This is a genomic window from Curtobacterium sp. MCLR17_039 (genome assembly GCF_003234745.1).
In the GTDB taxonomy this organism is placed as follows: Bacteria; Actinomycetota; Actinomycetes; order Actinomycetales; family Microbacteriaceae; genus Curtobacterium; species Curtobacterium flaccumfaciens.
Genome location: NZ_QKTF01000006.1, coordinates 23,120 through 48,284, shown reverse-complemented (window position 1 = coordinate 48,284; position 25,165 = coordinate 23,120). Strand labels below are relative to the sequence as shown.

Here is a 25,165-nt window from a genome sequence, read left to right as displayed (position 1 = left end):
CAGGTCTCGCACTAGTCTTGACGCACCATTTCGATCGAGGAGTCCCATCATCGTGACCGAGTCAGTCGCACCCGCGCCCGCCGAGCTTCCCCAGGCACCCGAGCCCCGGACCGCGACGACGACCACGACCGGCACCGAGCTCTTCGACGGTGAGCGCGGCGTCGTCGCGATCCGCGTCGACGGTGTGCTGAAGGACCTCGCGGCGGACGTGCAGGCCGGCGAGACCGCCGAGGCCGTCACCCTGCAGGAGCAGGACGGGCTCGACATCCTCCGGCACTCGGCCGCCCACGTGCTGGCGCAGGCCGTGCAGCAGATCAACCCGGACGCCAAGCTCGGCATCGGGCCGCCCGTCACCGACGGCTTCTACTACGACTTCGACGTCGCCGAGCCCTTCACCCCCGAAGACCTCAAGGCGATCGAGAAGGGCATGGACCGCATCGTCAAGCAGGCCCAGCGCTTCCGTCGCGTGGTCGTCACGGACGAGCAGGCACGCGAGCTGATGGCGGGGGAGCCCTACAAGCAGGAGCTCATCGGCCTCAAGGGTGCGGCGTCCGACGGCGACTCCGGCGAGAGCGTCGAGGTCGGTGCCGGCGAGCTCACCGTGTACGAGAACGTCGACCCGAAGTCGGGCGAGGTGCTCTGGCAGGACCTCTGCCGCGGCCCGCACGTCCCGCACACCCGCTGGATCGGCAACGCCGCCAAGCTCATGCGCGTCGCCGCCGCGTACTGGCGCGGCTCCGAGAAGAACCCGCAGCTGCAGCGCATCTACGGCACCGCCTGGCCCGACAAGGACCAGCTCAAGGCGTACCTCGTGCGCCTCGAGGAAGCGGCCAAGCGCGACCACCGCAAGCTCGGCGCCGAACTCGACCTGTTCTCGTTCCCCGACGAGATCGGTTCCGGCCTGGCGATCTTCCACCCGAAGGGCGGCATCATCCGCCGCGAGATGGAGGACTACTCGCGCCGTCGGCACGAGGAGAACGGCTACTCGTTCGTCTACACGCCGCACATCACCAAGGGTGACCTGTTCGAGACCTCCGGGCACCTCGGCTGGTACAAGGACGGCATGTTCCCGGCCATGCACATGGACGAGGCGAAGGACGAGGACGGCAACGTCACCCGGCAGGGCGCCGACTACTACCTCAAGCCGATGAACTGCCCGATGCACATCCTGGCGTACCGGTCGCAGCCCCGCTCCTACCGCGACCTGCCGCTCCGGATGTTCGAGTTCGGCACGGTGTACCGCAACGAGAAGTCCGGCGTCATCCACGGCCTCACCCGCGTGCGCGGCCTGACCCAGGACGACGCGCACATCTTCACCACGCAGGAGAAGATGAAGGAGGAGCTGACCACGACCCTCGCGTTCGTGCTCTCGCTCCTGCGCGACTACGGGCTCGACGACTTCTACCTCGAGCTGTCGACGAAGGACCCGGAGAAGTACGTCGGCGACGACGAGGTCTGGGACGTGGCGACGGAGACCCTGCGCCAGGTCGCCGAGGAGTCCGGCCTCGAGCTGGTGCCGGACCCCGCCGGTGCGGCGTTCTACGGCCCGAAGATCTCGGTGCAGGCCCGCGACGCGATCGGCCGCACCTGGCAGATGTCGACCGTGCAGCTCGACTTCAACCTGCCCGAGCGCTTCGGCATCGACTACACCGCGGCCGACGGCTCGCGCCAGCGTCCGGTGATGATCCACCGCGCGCTGTTCGGCTCGATCGAGCGCTTCTTCGGGGTCCTCACCGAGCACTACGCGGGCGCGTTCCCGGCCTGGCTGTCGCCCGTCCAGGTCGTCGGCATCCCGGTCGCGGCCGAGTACGGCGACTACCTCGACGAGGTCATCGCGAAGCTCCGTGCCCACGGTGTCCGCGCCGAGGTCGACCACTCGGACGACCGCATGCAGAAGAAGATCCGCACGCACACCAAGGCGAAGGTGCCGTTCCAGCTCATCGCCGGTGGCGACGACCGCGACGCCGGTGCCGTCAGCTTCCGCTTCCGCGACGGCCGCCAGGACAACGCGGTGCCCGTCGACGAGGCCGTGGACCGCATCCTCACCGCGATCCGCGAGCGCGCGCAGGTCTGATGACACCGTCGGGAGGCCCGGAGCAGGCCGCGGGGACCGGTCACGTCGACGACGTGGCCGGTCCCACCGCGGCCGCGGGCACCGAGGGTGCGGGCACCGAGGGTGCGGGCACCGAGGGCGCGGACACCGATCCGCTGGTGATCCGCGACGCGGCCACCGGCGCAGCCGTCCCGGACGCGTTCCAGCGGCTCTGGAACCCGCACCGGATGGCCTACATCGACGCCGGCCGCGAAGGCCGGGGTCGCGGGCACGACGACGACTGCCCGTTCTGCGAAGCCCCGCGGATGTCCGACGAGGACGCCCTGATCGTGGCCCGCGGCGAGCACGCCTACGTGCTGCTCAACCTGTTCCCGTACAACAACGGGCACCTGCTCGTCTGCCCGTACCGTCACGTCCCGCTCTACGACGAGGCCACGCCGGACGAGCTGCGCGAGATCGGCGAGCTGACCCAGACCGCCATGCGGGTCCTGCGCGAGGTGTCGCACTGCGACGGCTTCAACATCGGCATGAACCAGGGCGAGGTCGCCGGTGCCGGCGTGGCCGCACACCTGCACCAGCACATCGTCCCGCGGTGGCAGTCGGACGCGAACTTCTTCCCGATCATCGCCCGGACCAAGTCCATGTCGCAGTTGCTCGGCGAGACCCGTCGACTCGTCGCCGACGGGTGGCCCCGGGCGCACTAGACTGGTCGGCATCATGAGCGACAGCACCAGCACCTCCGGCACCCCTGGCACCTCGATCACCGGCTCCGACCGCGTCAAGCGCGGACTCGCCGAGATGCTCAAGGGCGGCGTGATCATGGACGTCGTCGACGCCGAGCAGGCCCGCATCGCGGAAGAAGCCGGTGCGACCGCCGTCATGGCCCTCGAGCGCGTCCCCGCCGACATCCGTGCGCAGGGCGGCGTCGCCCGCATGTCCGACCCCTCGATGATCGAGGAGATCATCGCCGCGGTGTCGATCCCCGTCATGGCGAAGGCCCGCATCGGCCACTTCGTCGAGGCGCAGGTGCTGCAGGAGCTCGGTGTCGACTACATCGACGAGTCCGAGGTGCTGTCGCCGGCCGACTACGTGAACCACATCGACAAGTGGAAGTTCACCACCCCCTTCGTCTGCGGTGCCACCAACCTGGGCGAGGCGCTCCGTCGCATCACCGAGGGTGCGGCCATGATCCGTTCCAAGGGCGAGGCCGGCACGGGCGACGTGTCCGAGGCCACCAAGCACATCCGCACCATCACGAAGGAGATCGCGGCGCTCCGCAACCTGCGTGACGACGAGCTCTACGTCGCCGCCAAGGAGCTCCAGGCCCCGATCGACGTCGTGCAGGAAGTCGCCCGCACCGGCAAGCTCCCCGTCGTCCTGTTCACCGCCGGTGGTGTCGCCACCCCGGCCGACGCCGCGATGATGATGCAGCTCGGCGCCGACGGTGTCTTCGTCGGGTCCGGCATCTTCAAGTCCGGCGACCCGGCGGCCCGCGCCGCCGCGATCGTCAAGGCGACGACCTTCCACGACGACCCCCGGGTCATCGCCGAGGTCTCCCGTGGTCTGGGCGAGGCGATGGTCGGCATCAACGTGGCCGACGTCCCCGCACCGCACCGCCTCGCCGAGCGTGGCTGGTAGTCCGACGGGCGGCGCTCGTCCCCGCATCGGGGTCCTGGCGCTGCAGGGTGACTTCCGCGAGCACATCGCCTCGCTGACCGAGCTCGGCGCCGACGTGGTGCCGCTGCGTCGCCCGGAGGAGATCGAGACCCTCGACGGTGTCGTGATCCCCGGGGGTGAGTCCAGCGTGATGGACAAGCTGTCCCGCGCGTTCGGCGTCGCCGAGCCCCTCGCCGACGCGATCCGCGGTGGCCTGCCCACCTACGGCACCTGCGCGGGCATGATCATGCTCTCGTCGCGCATCACCGACGGCATCAACGGGCAGCAGACCCTCGACGTGCTCGACACCACCGTGCGCCGCAACGCGTTCGGTGCGCAGAACGACTCGTTCGAGATCGACATCCCGATGCCCGACCTCGGAGAGGCCCCGGTGCACGCGGTGTTCATCCGGGCCCCCGTCGTGGAGCAGCGCGGCGACGACGTCCACGTCCTCGGTGCGCTGCCGGACGGGCAGGTCGTGGCGGTGCAGCAGGGCAACGTCATCGCCAGCGCGTTCCACCCCGAGGTCGCCGGCGAGGACCGCTTCCACCGCCGGTTCCTCGACCTGGTGCACAGCGCCTGAGGCGTGACCGCCCACCCGCCGCACCGACGGGACGGAAGCCGCGCCGCGCCTCCAGGCCGGTGTTCGGCCCACAGGGCCGCTAAACTGAGCGGGACTTTCCGCAAGACGCAAGGAGAACCGTGTCCGGGCATTCCAAGTGGGCAACGACCAAGCACAAGAAGGCGGTCATCGACCAGCGCCGTGCCAAGTCGTTCGCCAAGCTGATCAAGAACATCGAGGTCGCCGCGAAGATGGGCGGTGCCGACATGTCCGGCAACCCGACCCTGGTCGACGCCGTGCAGAAGGCGAAGAAGACCTCGGTCCCCAACGACAACATCGACCGCGCCGTCAAGCGCGGTGCGGGTCTCACGGGCGAGACCATCGAGTACACGACGATCATGTACGAGGGCTACGGCCCCAACGGCGTCGCGATGCTCATCGAGTGCCTCACGGACAACAAGAACCGTGCCGCGGCCGAGGTCCGGACCGCGATGTCGCGCAACGGCGGCACCATGGCCGACCCGGGCAGCGTCGCCTACAACTTCTCGCGCAAGGGCGTCATCTCGGTCACGAAGACCGACGGCCTCGACGAGGACACCGTGATGACCGCGGTGCTGGACGCCGGTGTCGAGGACGTCATCGACCAGGGCGGTGGCTTCGAGATCATCACCGAGGCGAGCGACCTGGTCGCCGCCCGCACCGCACTGCAGGACGCCGGCATCGACTACGACTCCGCCGACGCCGAGTTCGTCCCCGGCCTCAAGGTCCCGGTCGACGCCGAGACCGCCCGCAAGGTGTTCCGCCTGATCGACGCGCTCGAGGACTCCGACGACGTGCAGAACGTCTACTCGAACTTCGACATCCCCGCGGACGTCCAGGCCGAGCTCGACGAGGACGAGGGCGAGTAGCCGTGCTCCGTGTGCTCGGGGTGGACCCCGGGCTCACCCGGTGCGGCGTCGGCGTCGTCGAGGTCGCACCGAACCGGCGCGCACGACTCGTCCACGTGACGGTCGTGCGCACCCCGCCGGACATGCCGCTCGAACAGCGGCTGCTCCGCATCGCCGACGGCATCGCCGCCGAGATCGACGAACACCACCCCGATGCGGTCGCCGTCGAGCGGGTGTTCGCGCAGGCGAACGTCCGCACCGTGATGGGGACCGCGCAGGCGGCCGGCCTGGCGCTGCACGCCGCGGCCGCCCGCGGCCTGCCCGTCGGACTGCACACCCCGTCCGAGGTCAAGGCCGCCGTCACCGGCTACGGCAACGCCGACAAACGTCAGGTGCAGACCATGATCGCGCGCGTGCTCGGGCTCGACGAGGCCCCGAAGCCGGCCGACGCCGCCGACGCGCTCGCGTTGGCCGTGTGCCATGCCTGGAGGCTCGGATCACCCGATGCCGCCGGCTCCCGTGCCACGAACCTCACCCCCGCACAGCGCGCCTGGCGGGACGCGCAGGGCGGCACCGTCGACTCGCCGCTGGCCCGCGCGGCCGCCGCCGCGGCCCGCCCGCAGCGTGGCAGGTCGGCGTCGTCGGTGGGCGGCCCTAGGCTCGGAGCATGATCGCGAGTCTCCGGGGCACCTGCATCGACATCGCCGGCTCGGCCGTGGTGATCGAGGTCGGGGGAGTCGGGTACGCCGTCACCGTGAACCCCGCGCACGCGCTGACGATGCGCCACGGGTCCGAGGTGTTCGTGCGGACCGCCATGATCGTGCGCGAGGACGAGCACCTGCTCTTCGGCTTCGAGTCGACCGACGCGCTGCAGGTGTTCGACCTGCTCCGCGGGGTCTCCGGCGTCGGCCCGAAGTCCGCGATGGGCGTCCTGGCCCACATGGACCCGGCACAGATCGCGAACGCCGTCGCGAACGAGGACGACGGCGCGTTCCGCAAGGTCTCCGGCATCGGCCCGAAGACCGCCAAGCTCATCATCGTCGCGCTCTCCGGCAAGCTCGTGGCCTTCGAGCAGGCTGCCGTGGTCGCCGCCGCACGGGGGACCGCAGTCCACCCCGCCGCGGTCGACGTCGTCTCGGCGCTCATCGGTCTCGGCTGGCGCGAAGACGCGGCGCAGACCGCGGTCGACGACGCCGTCGCCAACGAGCCCGGCGCCGCCGCGATGGGCACCCAGGCCCTGCTCCGCGCCGCCCTCGGTGCGCTCCGACCCGCGGCAGCCGGCCGGTGAGCGGCATCACCTCCGCCGGCGCCGAGTCGCAGGAAGAACTCGCGTTCGAAGGTGCGCTCCGTCCGCGCTCGCTCGACGAGTTCGTCGGGCAGCGCAAGGTCCGCGGGCAGCTCGACCTGCTCCTCAAGGCCGCCGGCATGCAGGAGCGCACGCCCGACCACATCCTGATGGCGGGTCCTCCCGGCCTCGGCAAGACCACGCTCGCGATGATCGTCGCGCACGAGACCGGGCGACCGCTGCGCATGTCGAGCGGCCCGGCCATCCAGCACGCCGGTGACCTCGCCGCCGTGCTGTCGTCCCTGGTCCCGGGCGAAGTGCTGTTCATCGACGAGATCCACCGCATGGCCCGCTCGGCAGAAGAGATGCTCTACCTGGCGATGGAGGACTTCCGCATCGACGTGATGGTGGGCAAGGGCGCGGGTGCCACGAGCATCCCGCTCGACCTCGCGCCGTTCACGCTCGTCGGGGCCACCACCAGGGCCGGCCTGCTGCCGAACCCGCTGCGCGACCGCTTCGGGTTCACCGCCCACCTCGAGTTCTACGAGAAGGACGAGCTCGAGCAGGTCCTGATCCGTGCGGCCCACCTGCTCGAACTCGACATCGACCGGACCGCCCTGCGCGAGATCGCCGGACGCTCCCGTGGCACCCCACGCATCGCGAACCGCCTGCTCCGCCGGGTGCGCGACTACGCCCTCGTGCACCGCACCACCGACGGCATGGCCGCGGTCCAGGGTGCGCTCGACCTGTACGACGTCGACGAACTCGGCCTCGACCGGCTCGACCGAGCCGTCGTCGAGACCATGCTGACCCGGTTCGACGGGGGCCCGGTCGGCCTGAACACCCTCGCGGTCTCGGTCGGCGAGGAATCCGAGACCATCGAGTCGGTCGTCGAACCGTTCCTCGTCCGCGTCGGACTCGTGACCCGCACCCCCCGCGGGCGCATCGCGACACCGCGGGCCTGGCGACACCTCGGCCTCACCCCGGGGCAGGGCGACGGCGGGCAGCCGGGGCTCTTCGACGACCCGGAACCCACCGCCTGACCGCCGATCAGTCGGGTGACATGCCACGGACACCGGCGTGCCCTAGACTGCTACGGCCCGAAACCGAGCAACCAGAGAAGGCAACGCATCATGGGTCAAGAAGTCATCCTCATCGTCATCGTCGTGGCGTTCGCGGCCTTCATGTTCTACAACAGCCGCAAGCGCAAGAAGCAGCAGGCCGAGCTCGTGGACAAGATGGTCCCGGGCGCCAAGGTCATGCTGTCCTTCGGCCTCTACGGCACGCTCCTCTCCGTGAACGAGGAGAAGGTCACCGCTGACGTCGAGATCGCGCCGGGGACCATCGTCACCGTGCACCGTCAGACCCTGTCGCGCGTCGTCGACGACAACGCGTCCGACGTCGAGACCACCACGACCACCGAGGACGAGCCGAAGCCGGTGGCCGAGCTCAACGGTGAGCCGGTCTACGGCGAGCGGGTCGACACCGACCGTGTCGACGAGTCCGACGCCACGAAGCGCAAGTCCGACGACTGACGCCCTCGGCCGCCGGGTCGTCTGACCCGGCGGCTTCCCTCTGCCGTCGCACGGTGTGCCGACGGTCCTGAACAGAAAGACGAGACGACCGGTGGCACGATCGACACCCGTCAAGAAGGCGCTGCGCTCGCTCACCTGGTTGGTGATCCTGATGGCGATCCTCGCCGGCGTGAACACCGCCGCGTCGATCCTCGCCGGCTCTTCGAAGGACGACACCGACAAGTGGTACCAGGGCGCGAGCTGGGTGCCGGAGCTGGCTCTGGACCTGCAGGGCGGCACGCAGCTGACCCTCGCGGCGCAGAACACCGAGGGCGACTCCGTCACCTCGCAGCAGCTGCAGCAGGCGGTGAACATCATCCGCCAGCGCATCGACGCCACCGGTGTCTCCGAGTCCGAGATCAACACCCAGGGCGCGAACAACATCGTCGTCTCGATCCCGGGTCGTCCCGACAAGGCCACGATCGACCGCATCGAGGCAGCCGCGAAGCTGACCTTCCGTCCGGTGCTCTTCACCGAGGCCGCGACGAACTCCGCCGTCGGTGACGACGGCAAGGGCACCGCATCGGCCACGCCGTACTCGCCGCCGGCCTCGCTCGCCGCGACGCCGAGCGCGAAGCCGACCAACGCGAGCGACCTGAACTGGGTCACGCCGAAGCTGCAGGACCTGTACACCAACTACAACTGCGCTGCTCCGGACGACGTCACCACGGCGCCCGACGACGAGCCCCTGGTCACCTGTGACCAGGACGGCGCGGGGAAGTACATCCTCGGACCGGTCGAGGTCTCCGGTGCCGACATCAGCAACGCCACCTCGGGTCTCGCCACCGACTCGCAGGGCACGTCGACCGGCCAGTGGGCCGTCAACCTGACGTTCAACGGCGAGGGCTCGAAGGACTTCCGCACCGTCACGAACCGTCTCGTCTCGCTCCAGCAGCCGCAGAACCAGTTCGCGATCGTGCTCGACGGTTCGGTCATCACCGCACCGACGACGAACTCCGCGATCACGAACGGCAAGGCGCAGATCACCGGCTCGTTCACGGCCGAGTCGTCGAAGACGCTGGCGGACCAGCTCAAGTACGGTGCGCTGCCGATCAACTTCCAGGTGCAGTCGAACGAGAACATCTCGGCGACGCTCGGCACCGCGCAGCTCATCGGTGGCCTCGTCGCCGGTCTGATCGGGCTGATCCTGGTGATCATCTACTCGGTCATCCAGTACCGGGCCCTGGCGTTCGTCACCGTGCTGTCGCTCGGGATCGCCGCGGTGCTCACCTACCTGGTGATCGCGATCATGTCGTGGCGCGTCGACTACCGCCTGTCCTTGGCGGGTGTGGCGGGTCTGATCGTCGCGATCGGCATCACGGCGGACTCGTTCATCGTCTACTTCGAGCGCATCCGTGACGAACTCCGCGACGGCCGTGCCCTCGAGAGCGCGGTCGAGTCCGGCTGGAAGCGTGCTCTCCGCACGATCCTGGCGTCGGACGCGGTGAACTTCCTCGCCGCCGTCACGCTCTACGTGCTCGCGGTCGCCGATGTGAAGGGCTTCGCGTTCACGCTGCTCCTCACGACCCTGATCGACATCGTGGTGGTCGCGCTCTTCACCCACCCGATGATGCAGCTCATCGCCCGCAGCCGGTTCTTCGGCGAGGGGCACCGGTTCAGTGGTCTCGACCCGGCAGCACTCGGTGCCGTCTACCGGGGGCGCGCCCAGTTCCGCGCACCCGTCGTGGACGGCAAGCGCCAGCGCAGTGCCGGTGAGGCACAGCGCCGACAGACGATCGCGGAGCGGAAGGCCCAGCAGGCCTCCGGCGACAACGGCTCGACGCCGGACGGGAAGGACGACTGATGGCCAGCTTCAGCCAGTTCGGCAGCGACCTCTACACGGGGAAGCGGTCGTACGACATCATCGGGCGCCGGAAGACCTGGTACCTGATCGCCCTCGTGATGATCGTGATCTCGCTCGTCACCCCGTGGCTCCGTGGCGGGTACCAGCTCGGCATCGAGTTCACCGGCGGCTCGGAGTTCACGATCTCCGACGTCAAGACCCTCGACCAGAACCTCGCCACCGAGACCGTCGAGGACGTCGTCCCGGAGTCGATCCCGCGCGTCTCGCAGCTCGGCACGCACGGCATCCGCGTGCAGACCGGGCAGCTCACCGACCGGCAGACGACCGAGGTGCAGGACGCACTGGCGAAGGCCTACGACGTCCCGGAGAGCCAGGTCGCCGCGACCTTCATCGGTGCGACGTGGGGTGCCGACGTGCTCGCGCAGGCCATCCGTGGTCTCGTGATCTTCCTCGCCCTCGCCGCGGTCTTCATGACACTGTACTTCCGCACCTGGAAGATGTCGCTGTCCGCGATGGCGGCGCTGCTGCACGACCTGCTCATCACGGCCGGCGTGTACGGCATCGTCGGGCTCGAGGTCACGCCCGCGGCGGTCATCGGGTTCCTGACGATCCTCGGGTACTCGCTCTACGACACCGTGGTGGTCTTCGACAAGGTGCGTGAGAACACCGCGCAGGAATCCATCCGGACGTTCAAGCAGTCGGTCAACCTCGCGGTGAACCAGACCCTCGTCCGGTCGATCAACACCTCGGTCGTGGCACTGCTGCCGGTCGCGGCGATCCTCTTCATCGGGTCGTACGTGCTCGGCGCCGGCACCCTGCGCGACATCTCGCTCGCACTGTTCATCGGCATCATCGTCGGCACCTACTCGACGATCTTCATCGCGTCGCCGATGTACGCGCAGCTGCGCGAGAACGAGCCGAAGATCAAGGAGTCCGACGCCAAGAAGACCGCGGCGGCCGAGAAGCGCCGGCGTGAGGTCGACGCGGCAGAGGCGAGCGTCTGATGCCCATCGAGATCCAGGAGATCGACGTCGCCGAGGCGCAGCGCCGCCTCGACGCCGGAGCCCGCCTGTTCGACGTCCGTGAGCAGGGGGAGTGGGACGAGGTCCACGCTCCCCAGGCCACGCTCGTGCCGATGTCGGAGTTCGTGGACCGCTGGCAGGAGATCGACGGCGGCGACCAGCCGGCCATCATCGTCTGCCACTCCGGCGGCCGGTCCTCGCGCATCGTCGCGGCGCTCGAGCAGTCGGGCGTGCCGGCCGTCAACCTCTCCGGCGGCATGCTCGCGTGGGAGCAGGCGGGGGCGCCGGTGGAGCGCGACGCCCAGGGCGAACCGCGTCACGGGCACTGACCGGGGACGCGTAGTCTTGTCGGATCGAGCTCGGATCGAGCTCTCGGACCGAGTCCTGGGAGGCGCATCATGACGGACACCCGCGAAGAGCCGTCCGCGCCGAGCCGCCCGGGTTCCGCTCCGCGGCCCTCGAGCCCGATCGGTCCGAACACCACCGGCAACCTCGGTTCCCTCCGCTCACTGCTGCCGCGCCTGTTCTCGCGCGCCCAACCGGCCGGCGCGGTGGACACGCTGATCCGCACGGTCCGCTCGCACCACCCCAAGGCCGACGTGACGCTCATCGAGCGTGCGTACTCGGTCGCCGAGCGCGCGCACGACGGTCAGAAGCGCAAGTCCGGTGAGCCGTACATCACGCACCCCGTCGCGGTCGCGCAGATCCTGGCCGACCTCGGCATCGGGACGATCACCATCGCGGCTGCGCTCCTGCACGACACGGTCGAGGACACCGATTACCAGCTCGACCAGCTGCGGGCCGACTTCGGCGACGAGATCGCGATGCTCGTCGACGGCGTCACCAAGCTCGACAAGGTCAAGTACGGCGACAGCGCGCAGGCCGAGACCGTCCGCAAGATGGTCATCGCCATGTCGAAGGACATCCGCGTCCTCGTCATCAAGCTCGCCGACCGCCTGCACAACGCCCGCACGTGGGGCTTCGTCGAGTCCGCCTCCGCCACGCGCAAGGCGAAGGAGACGCTCGAGATCTACGCGCCGCTCGCGCACCGGCTCGGCATCCAGATGATCAAGCTCGAGCTCGAGGACCTGTCGTTCGCGGTCCTGCACCCGAAGCTCTACGTCGAGATCGACAGCCTGGTCAAGGAACGCCAGCCGAAGCGCGAGCAGTTCGTCCAGAACGTCATCGGGACCCTGAAGAAGGACCTGAAGGCCGCCAAGGTCCGTGGCGACGTCATGGGCCGGCCGAAGCAGTACTACTCTATCTACCAGAAGATGATCGTGCGGGGTCGCGAGTTCGACGAGATCTACGACCTCGTCGGCATCCGCGTGCTCGTGCCGACCGTCCGCGACTGCTACGCCATGCTCGGCTCGGTGCACGCCCGCTGGACCCCGCTGCCCGGTCGGTTCAAGGACTACATCGCGACCCCCAAGTTCAACCTGTACCAGTCGCTGCACACCACGGTGCTCGGACCGCAGGGTCGTGCGGTCGAGATCCAGATCCGCACGCACGAGATGCACCAGCGCGCCGAGTTCGGTGTCGCCGCCCACTGGAAGTACAAGCAGCGCGCTGCCGGCCGTGACGCCGGTACCTCGTCGACCACGGACGACCAGGACATGGCGTGGCTCGCCCACATCACCGACTGGCAGGCCGAGACCAGCGACCCGGGCGAGTTCCTCGACTCCCTGCGCTACGAGATCGGCGCCAAGGAGACCTACGTCTTCACGCCGCAGGGCAAGGTCATCGGTCTCCCCGCCGGAGCCACCCCTGTCGACTTCGCCTACGCGGTGCACACCGAGATCGGCCACCGCACGATGGGTGCGAAGGTCAACGGCCGCCTCGTCCCGCTCGAGAGCCAGCTGTCCAGCGGCGACGTCGTCGAGATCTTCACGTCGAAGAACCCCGACTCCGGCCCCTCGCAGGACTGGCTGCAGTTCGTCCGCAGTCCCCGCGCGCGCAACAAGATCAAGCAGTGGTTCACCAAGGAGCGCCGCGAAGAGGCGATCGAGCAGGGGCGTGACGCCATCGCCCGGGCGATGCGCAAGCAGAACCTGCCGCTCCAGCGCATCATGAGCCAGGACAGCATCGCCGAGGTCGCCTCGTCGATGCGGTACGAGGACGTCTCCGCCCTGTACGCCGCCATCGGCGAAGGCCACGTGTCGACGCAGTCGGTCATCGAGAAGGTCCTCGGGAACGTCCAGACCGAAACCGAGACGGACGAGCCCGAACTCGCGTTCCCGCGCCAGGTCACCAGTCGTCAGCTGCGCACGAGCGACAGCGGCGTGCTGGTCCGCGGTGCGCCCGACATCCTCGTGAAGCTCGCGAAGTGCTGCACGCCGGTGCCGGGCGACCAGATCGTGGGCTTCATCACCCGTGGCCAGGGCGTCTCCGTGCACCAGTCGTCGTGCACCAACGTGAAGTCCCTCATGAACGAACCCGACCGGATGATCGAGGTCGAGTGGGCCCCGTCGTCGAAGTCGGTGTTCCTGGTGCAGATCCAGATCGAGGCGCTCGATCGGTCAGGCCTGCTCAGCGATGTCACCCGGGTGCTGACCGACCACCACGTGAACATCCTGTCCGCGACGGTGTCGACCTCGTCCGACCGTCTCGCGCTCAGCCGGTTCGTGTTCGAGATGGGCGACACCATCCACCTCGACCGCGTGCTGAACGCGGTGCGACGCATCGACGCCGTCTACGACGTCTACCGCGTCAGCGCGGGCTAGCGGCAGGGCCCCGCGCGGCTCGTCCGTCGACCGGTCACGAACCGTCGGCCGCGGCCCTGCCAACCGACAGTCCGCGACCACTCGGCGGACGCGAGCGGGGTGTCCTGACCGCCCCCACGCGCCCGACCGGAGGCCCACGGCAGCCCCGCCCCGCGCCTCCCGTGCCTCAGCCCCATCCGCCGGTCACGACTCGTCGCACCGGCACCGTCGACCGGTCACAAACCGTCGGCTGCGGCCCGGCCAACCGACAGTCCGCGACCACTCGGCGGACGTGAGCGGGGTGTCCTGACCGCTCGGCGAACGCGCCGGCGACGCCCTAGCGGACAGCGCCCGCAGCGCCCCCAGCCGCATCCGGCAATTCAGGCAGCTCCGGCAACCCCGGCAGCCCCCACAACCGCCGCTCGGCCTGCCGCACCATGGGAATCGTCCCGAGCGACCTCAGCCGCGCCTGCAGCTCGGCAGCCGTGACCGCCCCGATCGCGAGCAGCCCGTGCACGGCCGTCGCCTCGGCCACCCCGAACGCACCGGCCGTCGGCCCCGGCGTCCGGAGCAGGTCGACCGCGGTCCGCGCCGGCAGCGTGACCCGCAGCCGCGAGAGCTCGACGGTGTCGGCGACATTGATCCGGACCTCTCGTAGGCGGACGTCCGGCCCGACGTGCACGCGCACCTGCGGCGGGATGCATGCCTCGAGCGGCGCCGGCGGCCGGGACACCGCACCCCAGATCCACGCGGCGGTCAGCATGCAGGCGATCAGGCGCGGGTCCCGCAGGACCCAGGCTGCAGCGGCGGCGCGCAACCACGGCGTCTGCGGTTCGGCGGGGGAGGCCCAGCAGGGACCGACGGCGACCAGCTCGCCGGCCAGGACCGCCGCACGCAGCTCGGGTTCCGGCCAGTCGTCACTGGTCAGCAGTCGCGGGCGGGGCACCCGCACATCCTGCCCGACCTGCGGGCGCGACCGACAGGCCTGTGGACAAGCCACCGACCGGCCGGGAGGCTCGTGACGGGCCCGCACCGCGCCTCCAGGCCGTCGCCGGTCACGTCCACGGCGTGGGCCGCGTCGACGACGCGACCAGCCGCGCCCACGCGCCGGATCGGGCCCGGACGGAGGGGACGCGCGCGCTCAGCGCAGGACGTCGGCGCGGTGCACGAGCGCAGCGGCACCGATGAGCGGACCGTCCTGGGACAACCCGGTCGGCACGATCTGCACCTTCGTGACGAACCCGAACTCGACACGCTCCGCCACGGCCTGCCGGGCGTACTCGAACAAGTCCGGCGTGACGTGCGAGAACCCGCCGCCGATGGCGACGATCTCGAGGTCGACCAGGCTCGTGGCGGCGGCGATGGCCTGCCCGAGGGCGCGGCCGCTCCGCTGGACCGCGGCGACGGCGATCTCGTCGCCGGCGGCGTAGGCGGCCGAGAGCTCCTCGCCGGTCGTGCCCGCGAAACCCTGACGACGTGCCCAGGCCACGGTCTTCGGGCCGCTGGCGATCGCCTCGAGGCACCCGGTGCCCCCGCAGGCGCAGGGGTCGTCGTAGCCGCCACACTCGACGTGCCCGATGTGGCCGGCGTTGCCCGTCGGTCCGCTGACGGTGCGACCGTGCAGGATGAGCCCGCCGCCGACGCCGGTGGAGACGATCATGCCCATGACGTGCTCGTACCCCTGGGCCGCGCCGACCCAGTGCTCGGCGAGGGTGATCGCCAGGCCGTCCATGCGGAGCGTCACCGGGACGTCGTCCGGCACGAGCGCAGCGATCCGGTCGCGCAGCGGGTGGCCACGCCAGACCGGCATGTTGAGCGGGGAGACGAGGCCGTGCTCCTCGTCGACGGGCCCGGCGGAACCGACGCCGACACCCACGAGCGTCGCGTCGGCCGGCAGCGCGCCGAGCGCGGCCGTGACGACCTCGTCGACGGCGGCCTGCAGCTCGTCCGAGGTGCGCTGGGGCCCGGTGGGGCTGCGGAACCGGGTCGCCGGCAGCACGACGCCCTGGTCGGTGACGAGCGCGGCCTCGACCTTCGTGCCGCCGAGGTCGACGGCCAGGGCGAGGGCGGGGGACTGGGGTGCGGTGCTGGACATGCGCGCTCCGATGCGGCGGTCTGGAGGCACGGTGCGGGTCGCCGACGCGTCGTCGCGTCCGGTGGGCACCGGCCTGGTCGTGGTGGGTCGTGCTGGGCGCGTGGGCTCAGCCCGGTGGGCTCAGCCAGGTCGGCTCAGCCCGTGGGTTCAGTAGGACGTCGTGTCGTCGCCGAGCGCCGAGGCGGCACCCGTCTCCGCGCGGTGCGCGACCTCGTCGAGGATGCGGGCCGAGGCGCTCGTGCCGATGCGGTTCGCGCCAGCCTCGACCATCTCGAGCAGGGTGTCGAGCCCGCGGACGCCGCCGGAGGCCTTCACGCCGGTGTCGGCACCGACCGTGCGGCGCATGAGGGCGATGTGCTCGGCCGTCGCGCCGCCGCCGGCGAACCCGGTCGAGGTCTTCACGAAGGCCGCGCCGGCGGTCTGTGCCGCACGCGAGGCCGCGACGATCTCGTCGTCGGTCAGGAACGCGGTCTCGAGGATCACCTTGACGACGGTGTCGCCGGCGGCGTGGACGACCGCGCGGACGTCCTGCTCGACGCGCTGCCAGTCGCCCGACTTCGCGGCGCCGATGTTCTGCACCATGTCGAGCTCGAACGCGCCGTCGGCCAGGGCCTGCAGCGACTCGGCGACCTTCGCCGCGGTCGACGTGGTGCCGTGCGGGAAGCCGATCACGGTGCCGACGCCGACGCCGGTGCCCGTGAGGCGCTCGACGGCGTGGGCGACGTCGCTCGGACGGACGCAGACGCTGAAGACGCGGTGGGCGGCGGCTTCGTCGAGCTGGGCGTCGACGTCCGCGCGGGTGAGTTCGGGCTTCAGGATCGCGTGGTCGATGAGGCCGCGGACGGCATCGACGGTGACGGGGAAGGCTGCGTTGTCCACCCGGCAAGCCTACCCGTCAGGCGTGCCGCGTAGCGTGCAGGGCATGCAGGTCCTCGTCACCGGCGCCACCGGGTACATCGGTGGTCGTCTCGTCCCTCGTCTCCTCGAAGCCGGCCACTCCGTCCGGGTGTTCGTGCGCAACCCCCGGAAGCTCCAGGACGTCCCGTGGAGCAGTGAGGTCGACGTCGCAGAGGGCGATCTCCAGGACGCCGAGGCGGTGCGCGCCGCCGTCGACGGGGTCGAGGCGGTCTACTACCTGGCCCACGCGATGGGGGCCGACGGCGACTTCGAGTCGGCCGAGCGCGAGGCCGCCGAGACCATGGCGCGCGAGGCGAAGGCGGCCGGCGTCAGCCGGTTCGTCTACCTGGGCGGGCTGCACCCGGACGGCGAGCTGTCGAAGCACCTCCGCAGCCGCAAGGAGGTGGGGGAGATCCTCCTCGGCTCGGGCGTGCCGACGGTGGCGTACCAGGCCGGCGTCGTGATCGGCTCGGGCAGCACCTCGTTCGAGATGATCCGGCACCTGACCGACGTCCTGCCGTGGATGCCCGCGCCGCGCTGGGTCCGCAACCACATCCAGCCGATCGCGGTCCGCGACGTCCTGTACTACCTGGTGGCCGCGCTCGACGTCCCCGCCGACGTCAACCGCACCTTCGACATCGGCGGCCCCGACGTCCTGCGGTACGGCCAGATGCTGAACGGCTACGCGGTCGAGGCGAAGCTGCCCCAGCGCCCGATCACGGTCCTGCCGGTGCTCACCCCGCGCCTCGCCGCACACTGGTTCAACGCCGTCACCCCGATCCCGCGCAAGCTCGCGACGCCGATCATCGAGTCGCTGCAGTTCGAGTGCGTGCAGCGCGAGCACGACATCGACGACGTCGTGCCGCAGCCCGAGGGCGGGCTCACCTCGTACCGTCGGGCCGTCCGCCTCGCGCTGAACAAGATGCGCACCGGCCAGGTCCAGACGAGCTGGCGGAGCGCGACGCTCTCGAGCGCCTCGGCCGACCCGATGCCGAACGACCCCGACTGGGCCGGGCACACCGTCTACGTCGACGACCGGAAGCGGCACTCCAGTGCCTCCGCCGAGGACGTCTGGCGCGTCGTCGAGTCGATCGGCGGCGACAACGGCTGGTACTCGTTCCCGCTCGCCTGGGTCGCCCGCGGCTGGATGGACAAGATCGCCGGCGGCGTCGGCCTGAACCGCGGGCGTCGTGACCAGCAGCGCCTGGAGCAGGGCGACGCGCTCGACTGGTGGCGCGTCGAACGGCTGGAGCGCGGCCGGTACCTGCGGCTCCGCGCCGAGTTCAAGTCGCCCGGTCGTGCGTGGCTCGAGATGACCGTCACACCGAACCCCGACGGCGGCAGCGACTACCACCAGCGGGCGATCTACTTCCCGCAGGGACTCGCCGGCCGGCTGTACTGGTACGGCATCCTGCCGTTCCACGGCATCATCTTCCCCGGTATGGTCGAGCGCATCACCGCCGCCGCCGAGCGGGAGTCCGACCACACCGGGTCCACGCAGCGCAACCGGACGCAGCAGACCGAGACCCCCGAGCCGGCGCACGAGGAGGCAGCATGACCGACGACCGCAGCCCCGTCCTCTTCCTGGGGGACAGCATCACCGAACAGGGTGACTGGGACACGTGGCTCCCCGACGAGCACACGCTGAACCAGGGCATCGGCGGCGACACGACCGACGGCGTGCTGACGCGCCTCGACGCCGTCGTCGCCGAGCAGCCCGAGGTGATCGTGCTGCTCATCGGCACGAACGACTTCGGCAACCACCGCGCCAGCGCCGAGCACGTGGTCCGCAACGTCGAGACCATCCTCGTCACGCTCCGCCGCGAGCTGCCGGGCGTACGGCTGCTGCTCGTGTCGATCCTGCCGCGGCAGGCCGAGTACGCCACGAAGATCGAACAGGCCAACCGGCACCTCCGGCAGTTCGTCGCCACCTGCCACGCGCAGTACCTCGACGCCTGGCCCGCCCTGGCCGACGGCGACCACCTGGACGCGCGCTTCACCGAGGACGGCCTGCACCTGACCGAAGAGGGCTACCGCGCGCTGGTCGGTGAACTGGTGCCGGCGCTCGAGCGCGTCCGCGACCTGCCGCCGATGTCGCGGTCGATCCAGGCGATCGACCTCGACGGTTCCTCGGACTGATGGCCGCTCGCAAGGGGCGGCCCCCGGTGGGGTCGTCCCAGCACGGCGTGCCCGCAGGGTCCCCTCGACCCGCACCGGCCGCACCGGCCAGCGGTGCCCGTGCCACGCCGCCCTTCACCCGCCCCGCACTGGCACCGTCGATGATCGCGGCGATCGTGCTGCTGGCCTGCGTCGCCATCGTCGACTCGTCGGGCTTCGTCTTCGCCCGCTGGGGCGTCACGGTGCTCGCGCTGATCGTGCTCGTCTTCAGCGTGCGCGGGAAGGTCTGGTGGGCAGCCCTCCTCATGGCCGCCGTCGCCGTCTGCTGGAACCCGCTCGTCACGGTGCCGATCCCCGGAGAGGTGTGGGCGGCACTGCAGCTGGTCGCCGCCGCGCTCTTCATCGTGGTGGGCATCGTCGTCAAGGTGCCCCGCGAGTCGGACGGACGGTAGGATCGGCAGGTCGGGTACAGGACCCGACCGCACGACCCGAAGGGCATGGATGAACGACGAGACCGAGCCGGTGACCGAGAGTCCTCTGCTGAACCCTCGACCGTCCTCCGGCGGTCTCGACCGATCCGACGTCGTCGTCCGCAAGGGGAGACTGACCCTGATCAACGGACACCTCACGCCCCAGCAGTCGATGATCGAGGACCTGCTGTTCCTCGACGACGCGCTCACCGCGGCTGACGTCGACCACCTGCTCATCCGCGGCAACGACCAGCGCCCGGTGATCGCCCTCGACGAGCGTGACCGCCAGCGCGCGGAGAGCGCCGTGATGTCCGCGGCCGTCAACGAGCCCTTCTACGCGAAGCCCCCGGGCAAGCCGGCGGTGCTCGTGCAGGACGACGGACTCGGCTCCGTCGACGAACCGGTGCTCCGCGTGTTCCGCCCGCGGCTCGAGCCGCTCGGACGCCTGCGCTACGGCGCCGAGACGAGCGTCCAGCTCGAGTTCTGGCGCGTCACCGACATCGAGGTCCTCGCTCCCGTCGAGAACGCCCTGATGCGTCGCAGCCTGCCGATCGACGAGTTCGTCCTCGTCGACATCGAACGCTACGGCCGCACCTGGCGAACCGTCGAGCACATGTTCGACGACCACGTCTCGGACATCCGCTTCCCGATCGACATCGTCTTCTCGTGGGTCGACGGCAACGCCATCGAGTACCAGCGCGCCCGCCAGGCCGCACAGTCGAACGCCGTCCTGGGCGAGGGCGACGACGCCCCGGCCCGGTTCCGCCAGATCGACGAGCTGAAGTACGCGCTCCGCTCGGTGCACACCTTCGCGCCGTGGATCCGCAAGATCTACATCGCGACGGACTCTCCGGCGCCGCACTGGCTCGCCGAGCACCCGAAGGTCCGGATCGTCCGCAGCGAGGAGTTCTTCGCCGACCCGTCCGTCCTGCCGACCCACAACTCGCAGGCCGTCGAGTCGCAGCTGCACCACATCCCGGGCATCAGCGAGCACTTCATCTACTCGAACGACGACATGTTCTTCGGGCGCCTCGTCGACCCCTCGGCGTTCTACAGCCCCGGATCGGTCACGAAGTTCATCCTCGCGTCGACCCGGATCGGCCTCGGCTCCAACAACCCGGCGCGCAGCGGTTTCGAGAACTCCGCCCGTGTGAACCGTCGCCTGCTGCAGCAGCGCTTCGGTGCGGTGACGACCCGGCACCTCGAGCATGCCCCGACGCCCCTGCGCGCCTCGATCATGACCGAGATGGAGCACGAGTTCGCCGACGAGTTCGCGGCCACTGCGGCGTCACGCTTCCGCGCCGCCGACAACATCTCGGTGACGAACTCGCTGTACCACTACTACTCGCTGCTCACCGGTCGGGCGATCATCCAGGAGAACGCGGCCGTCGGGTACATCGACACGACCATGGTCTCCGGGCTCAAGGCCCTGGACGAGCTGCTGAAGAAGCGGAACGTGGACTTCTTCTGCCTCAACGACGGCAGCTTCCCAGAGGTCAGCGACGAGGAGCGCACGCAGCGCGTGACGGACTTCCTCGAGCGCTACTTCCCGTTCCCCGCGCCGTGGGAGCGTCCCAGCGCTTAGGACGCGCCAGCGGCCTGCTGGGGCGCTCCGGGCGAGCCTGCGAGCCCGGTCCCACGGGACGCTTAGGACGCGACAGCGGCCTGCTGGGGCGCTCCGGGCGAGCCTGCGAGCCCGGAACCCAGCCCCCGGTTCAGACTCTCCACCGGTCACGACTCCCCGCCACCGACACGCCGAGCGGTCACAGCCCGTCGCCTGCGCCGCCCGCAAACGACGGAACACGACCACGCGACGCAGCACCGGCGGTGTGTCGCGACCACCCCGCGGGCCTGGAGGCGCGGGTCGGGCCCGCCACGGGCCTCCCGGCAGTCGGGCCGGCCGTCGGGCGTACCGTCGCGACGTACACGACGCCGCGCGGTCACGACACCCCGTTGGCTGCCCGCCGAGCGGTCACGAACTGTTGATTGCCGAGCCGCCAGCCGACGGAACGTGACCACTCACCTCGGGGTGACGGGGAATCGTGACCGCACGCGCCCGCCCTTGGTGAGCAGAAGAGGTCGGGTCCGCATGACGGACCCGACCTCTTCTGCTCACGAAGTGCTCGGCGCTACCGGTGGACGGGGGAGACGGGCACCGAGTCGAGCGTGAACACCGGGATGCTCGAGGTGACCGGTGCCGGCTCCACGGCCGCGGGGATCGTCACGCCGTGTGCGGCGAGCTTCGCCTCGGTCTCGAGCGCGGAGACGGGCTGCCCGACGGTGGCGTAGTGCCCGATCGGCACCACCGAGTGGACGACGTTGTGGCCGTAGACGTGCACGAGGTTGAACGACTGCGCACCGTCACGGCCGCGGGTGCCGCCCTGGTACTCGGTGAGGTCCTGGGTGTAGCAGGTGGCGCTGGCGACGGACACCGGGATACCGGCGAACACGGCACTGGTCGAGTAGTGCAGGTGACCGGCGATGATGGCGAGGACGTCGCTGCCCTCGACGACCTCGGCCAGGGCCTGCTGGTCGCGCAGCTCGACGAGGACGGTGAGGTCCTGGACGCTCGGCACGGGCGGGTGGTGCATCGCCAGGATGGTGCCGTGCGGAGCCGCCTCGGAGAGAACCTCGGCGAGCCAGTCGAGCTGCTCGGGGGAGACCTCGCCGTGGTGGTGCCCTGGCACGCTGGTGTCGAGGGTGATCACGCGGAGACCGTTGACGTCGTAAACGAAGTCGACCGGGCGATCGGTGGGCTGCAGGCCGAAGAGCTCCTGGCGGAAGGCGCCGCGCTCGTCGTGGTTGCCCATGGCCCAGATGACCTGCGCACCGATGCGCTGGGCGGCCGGCTCGAGGATCTCGCGGACACGGGCGTACGCGCCCGGCTCGCCCTTGTCGGCCACGTCGCCGGTGACGACGATCGCTTCGGGACGGGTGCCCGAGGCTTCGATGTCAGCGACGATCTGCGAGAGCCGAGCGGCGGAGTCGACATCGCCGTACAGGTCGCGGTCCCCGGAGACGAGGTGCGTGTCGCTGAGGTGGAGGAGGAAGTGGTTCGGCCTGGGGTGTTCGGCCGTCCGGCTGTCCATCGGGGTCTCATTCCGTTGGCGGATGCGTGGTGCAACACGTTGCCACACCGTCCTGGACGAGTCCAGCACGCGGGAGTGAACCAGCCGTGAACTGGGGGCGGCGTGTTGCCCCTCACACGAAGAAACCCCCGCCACATCGTGACGGGGGTTGCTTCGTGCTACCGATCAGTGATCGCCGGGGCCGACCTGGGGAGCCTGGTGGCCACCCTCGAGGTTCGGGCCGTGGTGCGCGGCGTGCGCTGCCTCGAGCTCTGCCTTCGAAACCGGCTCGATGCGGTCCTCGAAGAAGAAGCGGGAGACGCCGGCGCGGACCTTCTGCAGACCCGTGATCTTGCCCTTGGCGTTCGGGCGGATCATCAGCGGCTTGTACTCGTTGAACTGCAGGAGCTTCCACCGCTCGTACTCGTCGAGCTGCTCGTGCACCTCGATGTACTCGCCGTGGGGGAGTCGGACGATGCGGCCCGACTCGTAGCCGTGCAGGACGATCTCACGGTCCTTCTTCTGGAGGGCGAGGCAGACACGCTTCGTGATCCAGAAGGCGATGAACGGGCCGAGGACCGTCGTTGCCTGGATCACGTGGATCACGTGTTCGATCGACACCAGGAAGTGCGTCGCGATGATGTCCGACGAGGCTGCTGCCCAGAGGCTGGCGTAGAGCGTGATGCCAGCGGCACCGAACGCCGTGCGCGTCGGGGCGTTGCGCGGGCGGTCGAGGATGTGGTGCTCACGCTTGTCGCCCGTGACCCACGCCTCGATGAAGGGGTAGAGCAGGATCGCCAGGATGAGGAGCACCAGGACCGCGATCGGCGCCAGGATGTTGAACGACACCGTGTAGCCGAACCACACGACCTCCCAGTGCGGCGGGACCAGTCGGAGCGCGCCGTCGGCGAAGCCGATGTACCAGTCGGGCTGGGTACCGGCGGACACCGGGGAGGGGTCGTACGGGCCGTAGTTCCAGATCGGGTTGATCGTGAACAGCGACGCGATGAGGGCCAGGATGCCGGCGACGATGAAGAAGAACCCACCGGCCTTCGCGGCGAACGCCGGGAGGATCGGGACACCGACGACGTTCTCGTTGGTCTTGCCCGGACCGGCGAACTGCGTGTGCTTGTTGATCACGACGAGCACGAGGTGGACACCGAGCACCGCGACGAGGATCGCCGGCAGCAGCAGGATGTGCAGCGTGTACAGGCGGCCGACGATGTCGGTCCCCGGGAACTCGCCACCGAACAGCAGGTAGGCGATCCAGACACCGATGACCGGGACACCCTCGATCATGCCGACGATGATCCGCAGACCGTTTCCGGAGAGCAGGTCGTCGGGGAGCGAGTAGCCGGTGAAGCCCTCGGCCATGGCGAGGACCCAGAGCAGGAAGCCGAAGACCCAGTTGAGCTCACGCGGCTTGCGGAAGGCACCGGTGAAGAACACGCGGGCCATGTGCAGCATGATCGACGCCACGAACAGCAGCGCCGCCCAGTGGTGGACCTGACGGACGAAGAGCCCGCCGCGGATGTCGAACGAGATGTCGAGCGTGGACTGCAGGGCCGTCGACATCGCCACGCCCTTGAGCGGGACGTACGAGCCGTTGTAGACGACCTCGGTCATGGACGCCTGGAAGAAGAACGTCAGGAAGGTCCCGGAGAGCAGCACGACGACGAAGCTGTACAGCGCCACCTCGCCGAGCATGAAGCTCCAGTGGTCCGGGAAGATCTTCCGGCCGACTTCCTTGACGAGGCCCGAGATGCTGGTGCGCTCGTCGATGTAGTTGGCGACCCCGCCGATGATGCGGGATCCGCGCTCCGGCGCCGGCTTGTTCGTCGACGTGTTCGGTGCGGTGGTGGTGGTGGTGGTCATCAGCGTTCACGCTCCCAGAAGGACGGTCCGACCGGCTCGTGGAAGTCGCTCTGGGCAACCAGGTAGCCGTCGTCGTCGATCGCGATCGGAAGTTGGGGGAGGGGGCGTGCTGCCGGACCGAAGATGACCTCGCAGTTGTTCGAGACATCGAAGGTGGACTGGTGGCACGGGCACAGCAGGTGGTGCGTCTGCTGTTCGTAGAGCGCGACGGGGCAACCGACGTGGGTGCAGATCTTGGAGTACGCGACGATGCCGTCGTAGCCCCAGTTCTCGTGGCCCTTGGACGGGTTGAGGTCCTTCGGGTCCAGACGCATCAGGAGGACGGAGGCCTTCGCCTTCTCCTCCAGCATGTGCTCGGACTCGAGCATGCCCTCGGGGATGACGTGGAACACCGAACCGATGGTGACGTCGGAGGCCTTGATCGGCAGACCCGTCGGGTCCTTCGTCAGGCGCAGGCCCTGCTTCCAGAAGGTGTGGCGGAGCAGCTCGTTCGGGTCCTCGGCCGGAGCGAGGTCACGGACCAGGACGATGCCGGGGAGCGGGAACGCGGCCAGGGCACCGATCATCGAGTTGCGGATCAGCTTGCGACGGCTGAAGCCGGACTCCTTGTCGGCGAGCTGGAACGCCTCGACCGCCTTGGCGCGGGTCGCGTCGGTGCCGCGGGTGCCGTGGCGGAGCTCGGTGATCTCGCGGTCGACGACGAGCGACTTCGACCAGTAGACGGCACCGAGGCCGAGGGCGAGGAGCGCGAGGGCGATCGACAGGCCCAGGAAGAGGTTCGCGGTGCGGACCGTCCCGAAGTCGCTCGGGTCGATCGGGAAGGCGACGTACGCCGCGATCGACAGGACGCTGCCGACGATCGACAGGTAGAAGTAGGCGGCGACCTGGCGCTCGGCCAGACGCTGCTTCTTCGGGTCGACATCGGTGCGACGCGGGCGGTGCGGCGGCTCGCCCGGGTTCTCGAACGGGTCGACGGGGAGGACCGCGATCCCGGGGGAGGTGGTCGTGCCGTGCTTCTCGACAGCCGAGGACGAGTTCAGCGTCTCGTCGTCGTGCTCTGCCATGGTGTTCCCTTCAGTGTCGTTCGACACGGACGA

General features: G+C 69.9%; 23 protein-coding genes. 17 read left to right on the top strand and 6 right to left on the bottom strand.

Annotated features, from left to right (window positions below; translation table 11 throughout):
- Positions 1 to 52: 52 nt before the first annotated feature.
- The 13 genes from thrS to DEJ00_RS09050 all read left to right on the top strand — a co-directional run bounded on the left by thrS (position 53) and on the right by DEJ00_RS09050 (position 13,566).
- On the top strand, positions 53 to 2,074 hold the full coding sequence (gene thrS, locus DEJ00_RS09110) for a threonine--tRNA ligase (RefSeq protein ID WP_083404117.1): 2,022 nt from the start codon (positions 53 to 55) through the stop codon (positions 2,072 to 2,074).
- Positions 2,074 to 2,757, top strand: coding sequence for an HIT domain-containing protein (locus DEJ00_RS09105; RefSeq protein ID WP_258373612.1), 684 nt, complete (start codon positions 2,074 to 2,076; stop codon positions 2,755 to 2,757). Before thrS ends, DEJ00_RS09105 begins: the two co-directional genes overlap by 1 nt.
- Before the next feature lie 13 nt (positions 2,758 to 2,770).
- Positions 2,771 to 3,691, top strand: coding sequence for a pyridoxal 5'-phosphate synthase lyase subunit PdxS (gene pdxS, locus DEJ00_RS09100; RefSeq protein WP_027465600.1), 921 nt, complete (start codon positions 2,771 to 2,773; stop codon positions 3,689 to 3,691).
- A complete protein-coding gene (pdxT, locus tag DEJ00_RS09095) occupies positions 3,681 to 4,292 on the top strand; it encodes a pyridoxal 5'-phosphate synthase glutaminase subunit PdxT (RefSeq protein ID WP_111057123.1) in 612 nt (203 codons plus the stop codon). The genes pdxS and pdxT overlap by 11 nt, the downstream gene beginning before the upstream one ends.
- A 119-nt stretch (positions 4,293 to 4,411) precedes the next feature.
- Positions 4,412 to 5,179 carry a YebC/PmpR family DNA-binding transcriptional regulator gene (locus DEJ00_RS09090; protein WP_017887357.1) on the top strand — a complete coding sequence of 256 codons (768 nt, stop codon included), beginning with the start codon at positions 4,412 to 4,414 and terminating at the stop codon, positions 5,177 to 5,179.
- Positions 5,180 to 5,181: 2 nt separating this feature from the next.
- On the top strand, positions 5,182 to 5,829 hold the full coding sequence (gene ruvC, locus DEJ00_RS09085) for a crossover junction endodeoxyribonuclease RuvC (protein WP_035808297.1): 648 nt from the start codon (positions 5,182 to 5,184) through the stop codon (positions 5,827 to 5,829).
- Positions 5,826 to 6,446 carry a Holliday junction branch migration protein RuvA gene (gene ruvA / locus DEJ00_RS09080; protein ID WP_111057122.1) on the top strand — a complete coding sequence of 207 codons (621 nt, stop codon included), beginning with the start codon at positions 5,826 to 5,828 and terminating at the stop codon, positions 6,444 to 6,446. Before ruvC ends, ruvA begins: the two co-directional genes overlap by 4 nt.
- On the top strand, positions 6,443 to 7,486 hold the full coding sequence (gene ruvB, locus DEJ00_RS09075; RefSeq protein WP_027465603.1) for a Holliday junction branch migration DNA helicase RuvB: 1,044 nt from the start codon (positions 6,443 to 6,445) through the stop codon (positions 7,484 to 7,486). The genes ruvA and ruvB overlap by 4 nt, the downstream gene beginning before the upstream one ends.
- A gap of 90 nt (positions 7,487 to 7,576) precedes the next feature.
- The gene (gene yajC / locus DEJ00_RS09070) at positions 7,577 to 7,978 is read left to right on the top strand and encodes a preprotein translocase subunit YajC (protein WP_111057121.1); all 402 of its coding nucleotides are present in this window, start codon (positions 7,577 to 7,579) and stop codon (positions 7,976 to 7,978) included.
- Positions 7,979 to 8,069: 91 nt separating this feature from the next.
- Positions 8,070 to 9,821, top strand: coding sequence for a protein translocase subunit SecD (gene secD / locus DEJ00_RS09065; protein ID WP_110860016.1), 1,752 nt, complete (start codon positions 8,070 to 8,072; stop codon positions 9,819 to 9,821).
- Entirely contained in the window at positions 9,821 to 10,825 is a 1,005-nt protein-coding gene (gene secF, locus DEJ00_RS09060) for a protein translocase subunit SecF (RefSeq protein ID WP_111057120.1), read from the top strand. Before secD ends, secF begins: the two co-directional genes overlap by 1 nt.
- Positions 10,825 to 11,172, top strand: a complete 348-nt coding sequence (locus tag DEJ00_RS09055; RefSeq protein ID WP_027465606.1) for a rhodanese-like domain-containing protein — start codon at positions 10,825 to 10,827, stop codon at positions 11,170 to 11,172. Before secF ends, DEJ00_RS09055 begins: the two co-directional genes overlap by 1 nt.
- A gap of 69 nt (positions 11,173 to 11,241) precedes the next feature.
- Positions 11,242 to 13,566, top strand: coding sequence for a bifunctional (p)ppGpp synthetase/guanosine-3',5'-bis(diphosphate) 3'-pyrophosphohydrolase (locus tag DEJ00_RS09050; RefSeq protein ID WP_231495664.1), 2,325 nt, complete (start codon positions 11,242 to 11,244; stop codon positions 13,564 to 13,566).
- A gap of 316 nt (positions 13,567 to 13,882) precedes the next feature.
- On the opposite strand, the gene DEJ00_RS09045 is transcribed toward DEJ00_RS09050, so the two are convergent.
- The 3 genes from DEJ00_RS09045 to deoC all read right to left on the bottom strand — a co-directional run bounded on the left by DEJ00_RS09045 (position 13,883) and on the right by deoC (position 16,519).
- Positions 13,883 to 14,491 (bottom strand): type IV toxin-antitoxin system AbiEi family antitoxin, encoded by a 609-nt coding sequence (locus DEJ00_RS09045; RefSeq protein WP_111057119.1) that lies wholly within the window; start codon positions 14,489 to 14,491, stop codon positions 13,883 to 13,885.
- Positions 14,492 to 14,686: 195 nt separating this feature from the next.
- On the bottom strand, positions 14,687 to 15,640 hold the full coding sequence (locus DEJ00_RS09035) for an ROK family protein (protein ID WP_110860105.1): 954 nt from the start codon (positions 15,638 to 15,640) through the stop codon (positions 14,687 to 14,689).
- A 147-nt stretch (positions 15,641 to 15,787) separates the two neighbouring features.
- The gene (gene deoC, locus DEJ00_RS09030) at positions 15,788 to 16,519 is read right to left on the bottom strand and encodes a deoxyribose-phosphate aldolase (protein ID WP_111057117.1); all 732 of its coding nucleotides are present in this window, start codon (positions 16,517 to 16,519) and stop codon (positions 15,788 to 15,790) included.
- A 43-nt stretch (positions 16,520 to 16,562) separates the two neighbouring features.
- On the opposite strand from deoC, the gene DEJ00_RS09025 reads away from it, so the two are divergent.
- Genes DEJ00_RS09025 through DEJ00_RS09010 form a run of 4 tightly spaced genes read left to right on the top strand, consistent with a single transcriptional unit; the run spans position 16,563 to position 20,710 of the window.
- Complete coding sequence (locus DEJ00_RS09025) at positions 16,563 to 18,095, top strand: SDR family oxidoreductase (protein ID WP_258373610.1); 1,533 nt, start codon at positions 16,563 to 16,565, stop codon at positions 18,093 to 18,095.
- Complete coding sequence (locus DEJ00_RS09020) at positions 18,092 to 18,676, top strand: GDSL-type esterase/lipase family protein (RefSeq protein WP_071244688.1); 585 nt, start codon at positions 18,092 to 18,094, stop codon at positions 18,674 to 18,676. Before DEJ00_RS09025 ends, DEJ00_RS09020 begins: the two co-directional genes overlap by 4 nt.
- Positions 18,676 to 19,107 (top strand): DUF6804 family protein, encoded by a 432-nt coding sequence (locus DEJ00_RS09015; protein WP_111057115.1) that lies wholly within the window; start codon positions 18,676 to 18,678, stop codon positions 19,105 to 19,107. The genes DEJ00_RS09020 and DEJ00_RS09015 overlap by 1 nt, the downstream gene beginning before the upstream one ends.
- A gap of 49 nt (positions 19,108 to 19,156) precedes the next feature.
- Positions 19,157 to 20,710, top strand: coding sequence for a stealth conserved region 3 domain-containing protein (locus DEJ00_RS09010; protein ID WP_111057114.1), 1,554 nt, complete (start codon positions 19,157 to 19,159; stop codon positions 20,708 to 20,710).
- A 544-nt stretch (positions 20,711 to 21,254) separates the two neighbouring features.
- Here DEJ00_RS09010 and DEJ00_RS09005 read toward each other — a convergent pair.
- The 3 genes from DEJ00_RS09005 to DEJ00_RS08995 all read right to left on the bottom strand — a co-directional run bounded on the left by DEJ00_RS09005 (position 21,255) and on the right by DEJ00_RS08995 (position 25,132).
- A complete protein-coding gene (locus DEJ00_RS09005; protein WP_111057113.1) occupies positions 21,255 to 22,214 on the bottom strand; it encodes a phosphodiesterase in 960 nt (319 codons plus the stop codon).
- Positions 22,215 to 22,379: 165 nt separating this feature from the next.
- Positions 22,380 to 24,068, bottom strand: a complete 1,689-nt coding sequence (locus tag DEJ00_RS09000) for a ubiquinol-cytochrome c reductase cytochrome b subunit (RefSeq protein WP_111057112.1) — start codon at positions 24,066 to 24,068, stop codon at positions 22,380 to 22,382.
- Positions 24,068 to 25,132, bottom strand: a complete 1,065-nt coding sequence (locus tag DEJ00_RS08995; RefSeq protein ID WP_027465615.1) for a ubiquinol-cytochrome c reductase iron-sulfur subunit — start codon at positions 25,130 to 25,132, stop codon at positions 24,068 to 24,070. Before DEJ00_RS08995 ends, DEJ00_RS09000 begins: the two co-directional genes overlap by 1 nt.
- Positions 25,133 to 25,165 lie beyond the last annotated feature (33 nt).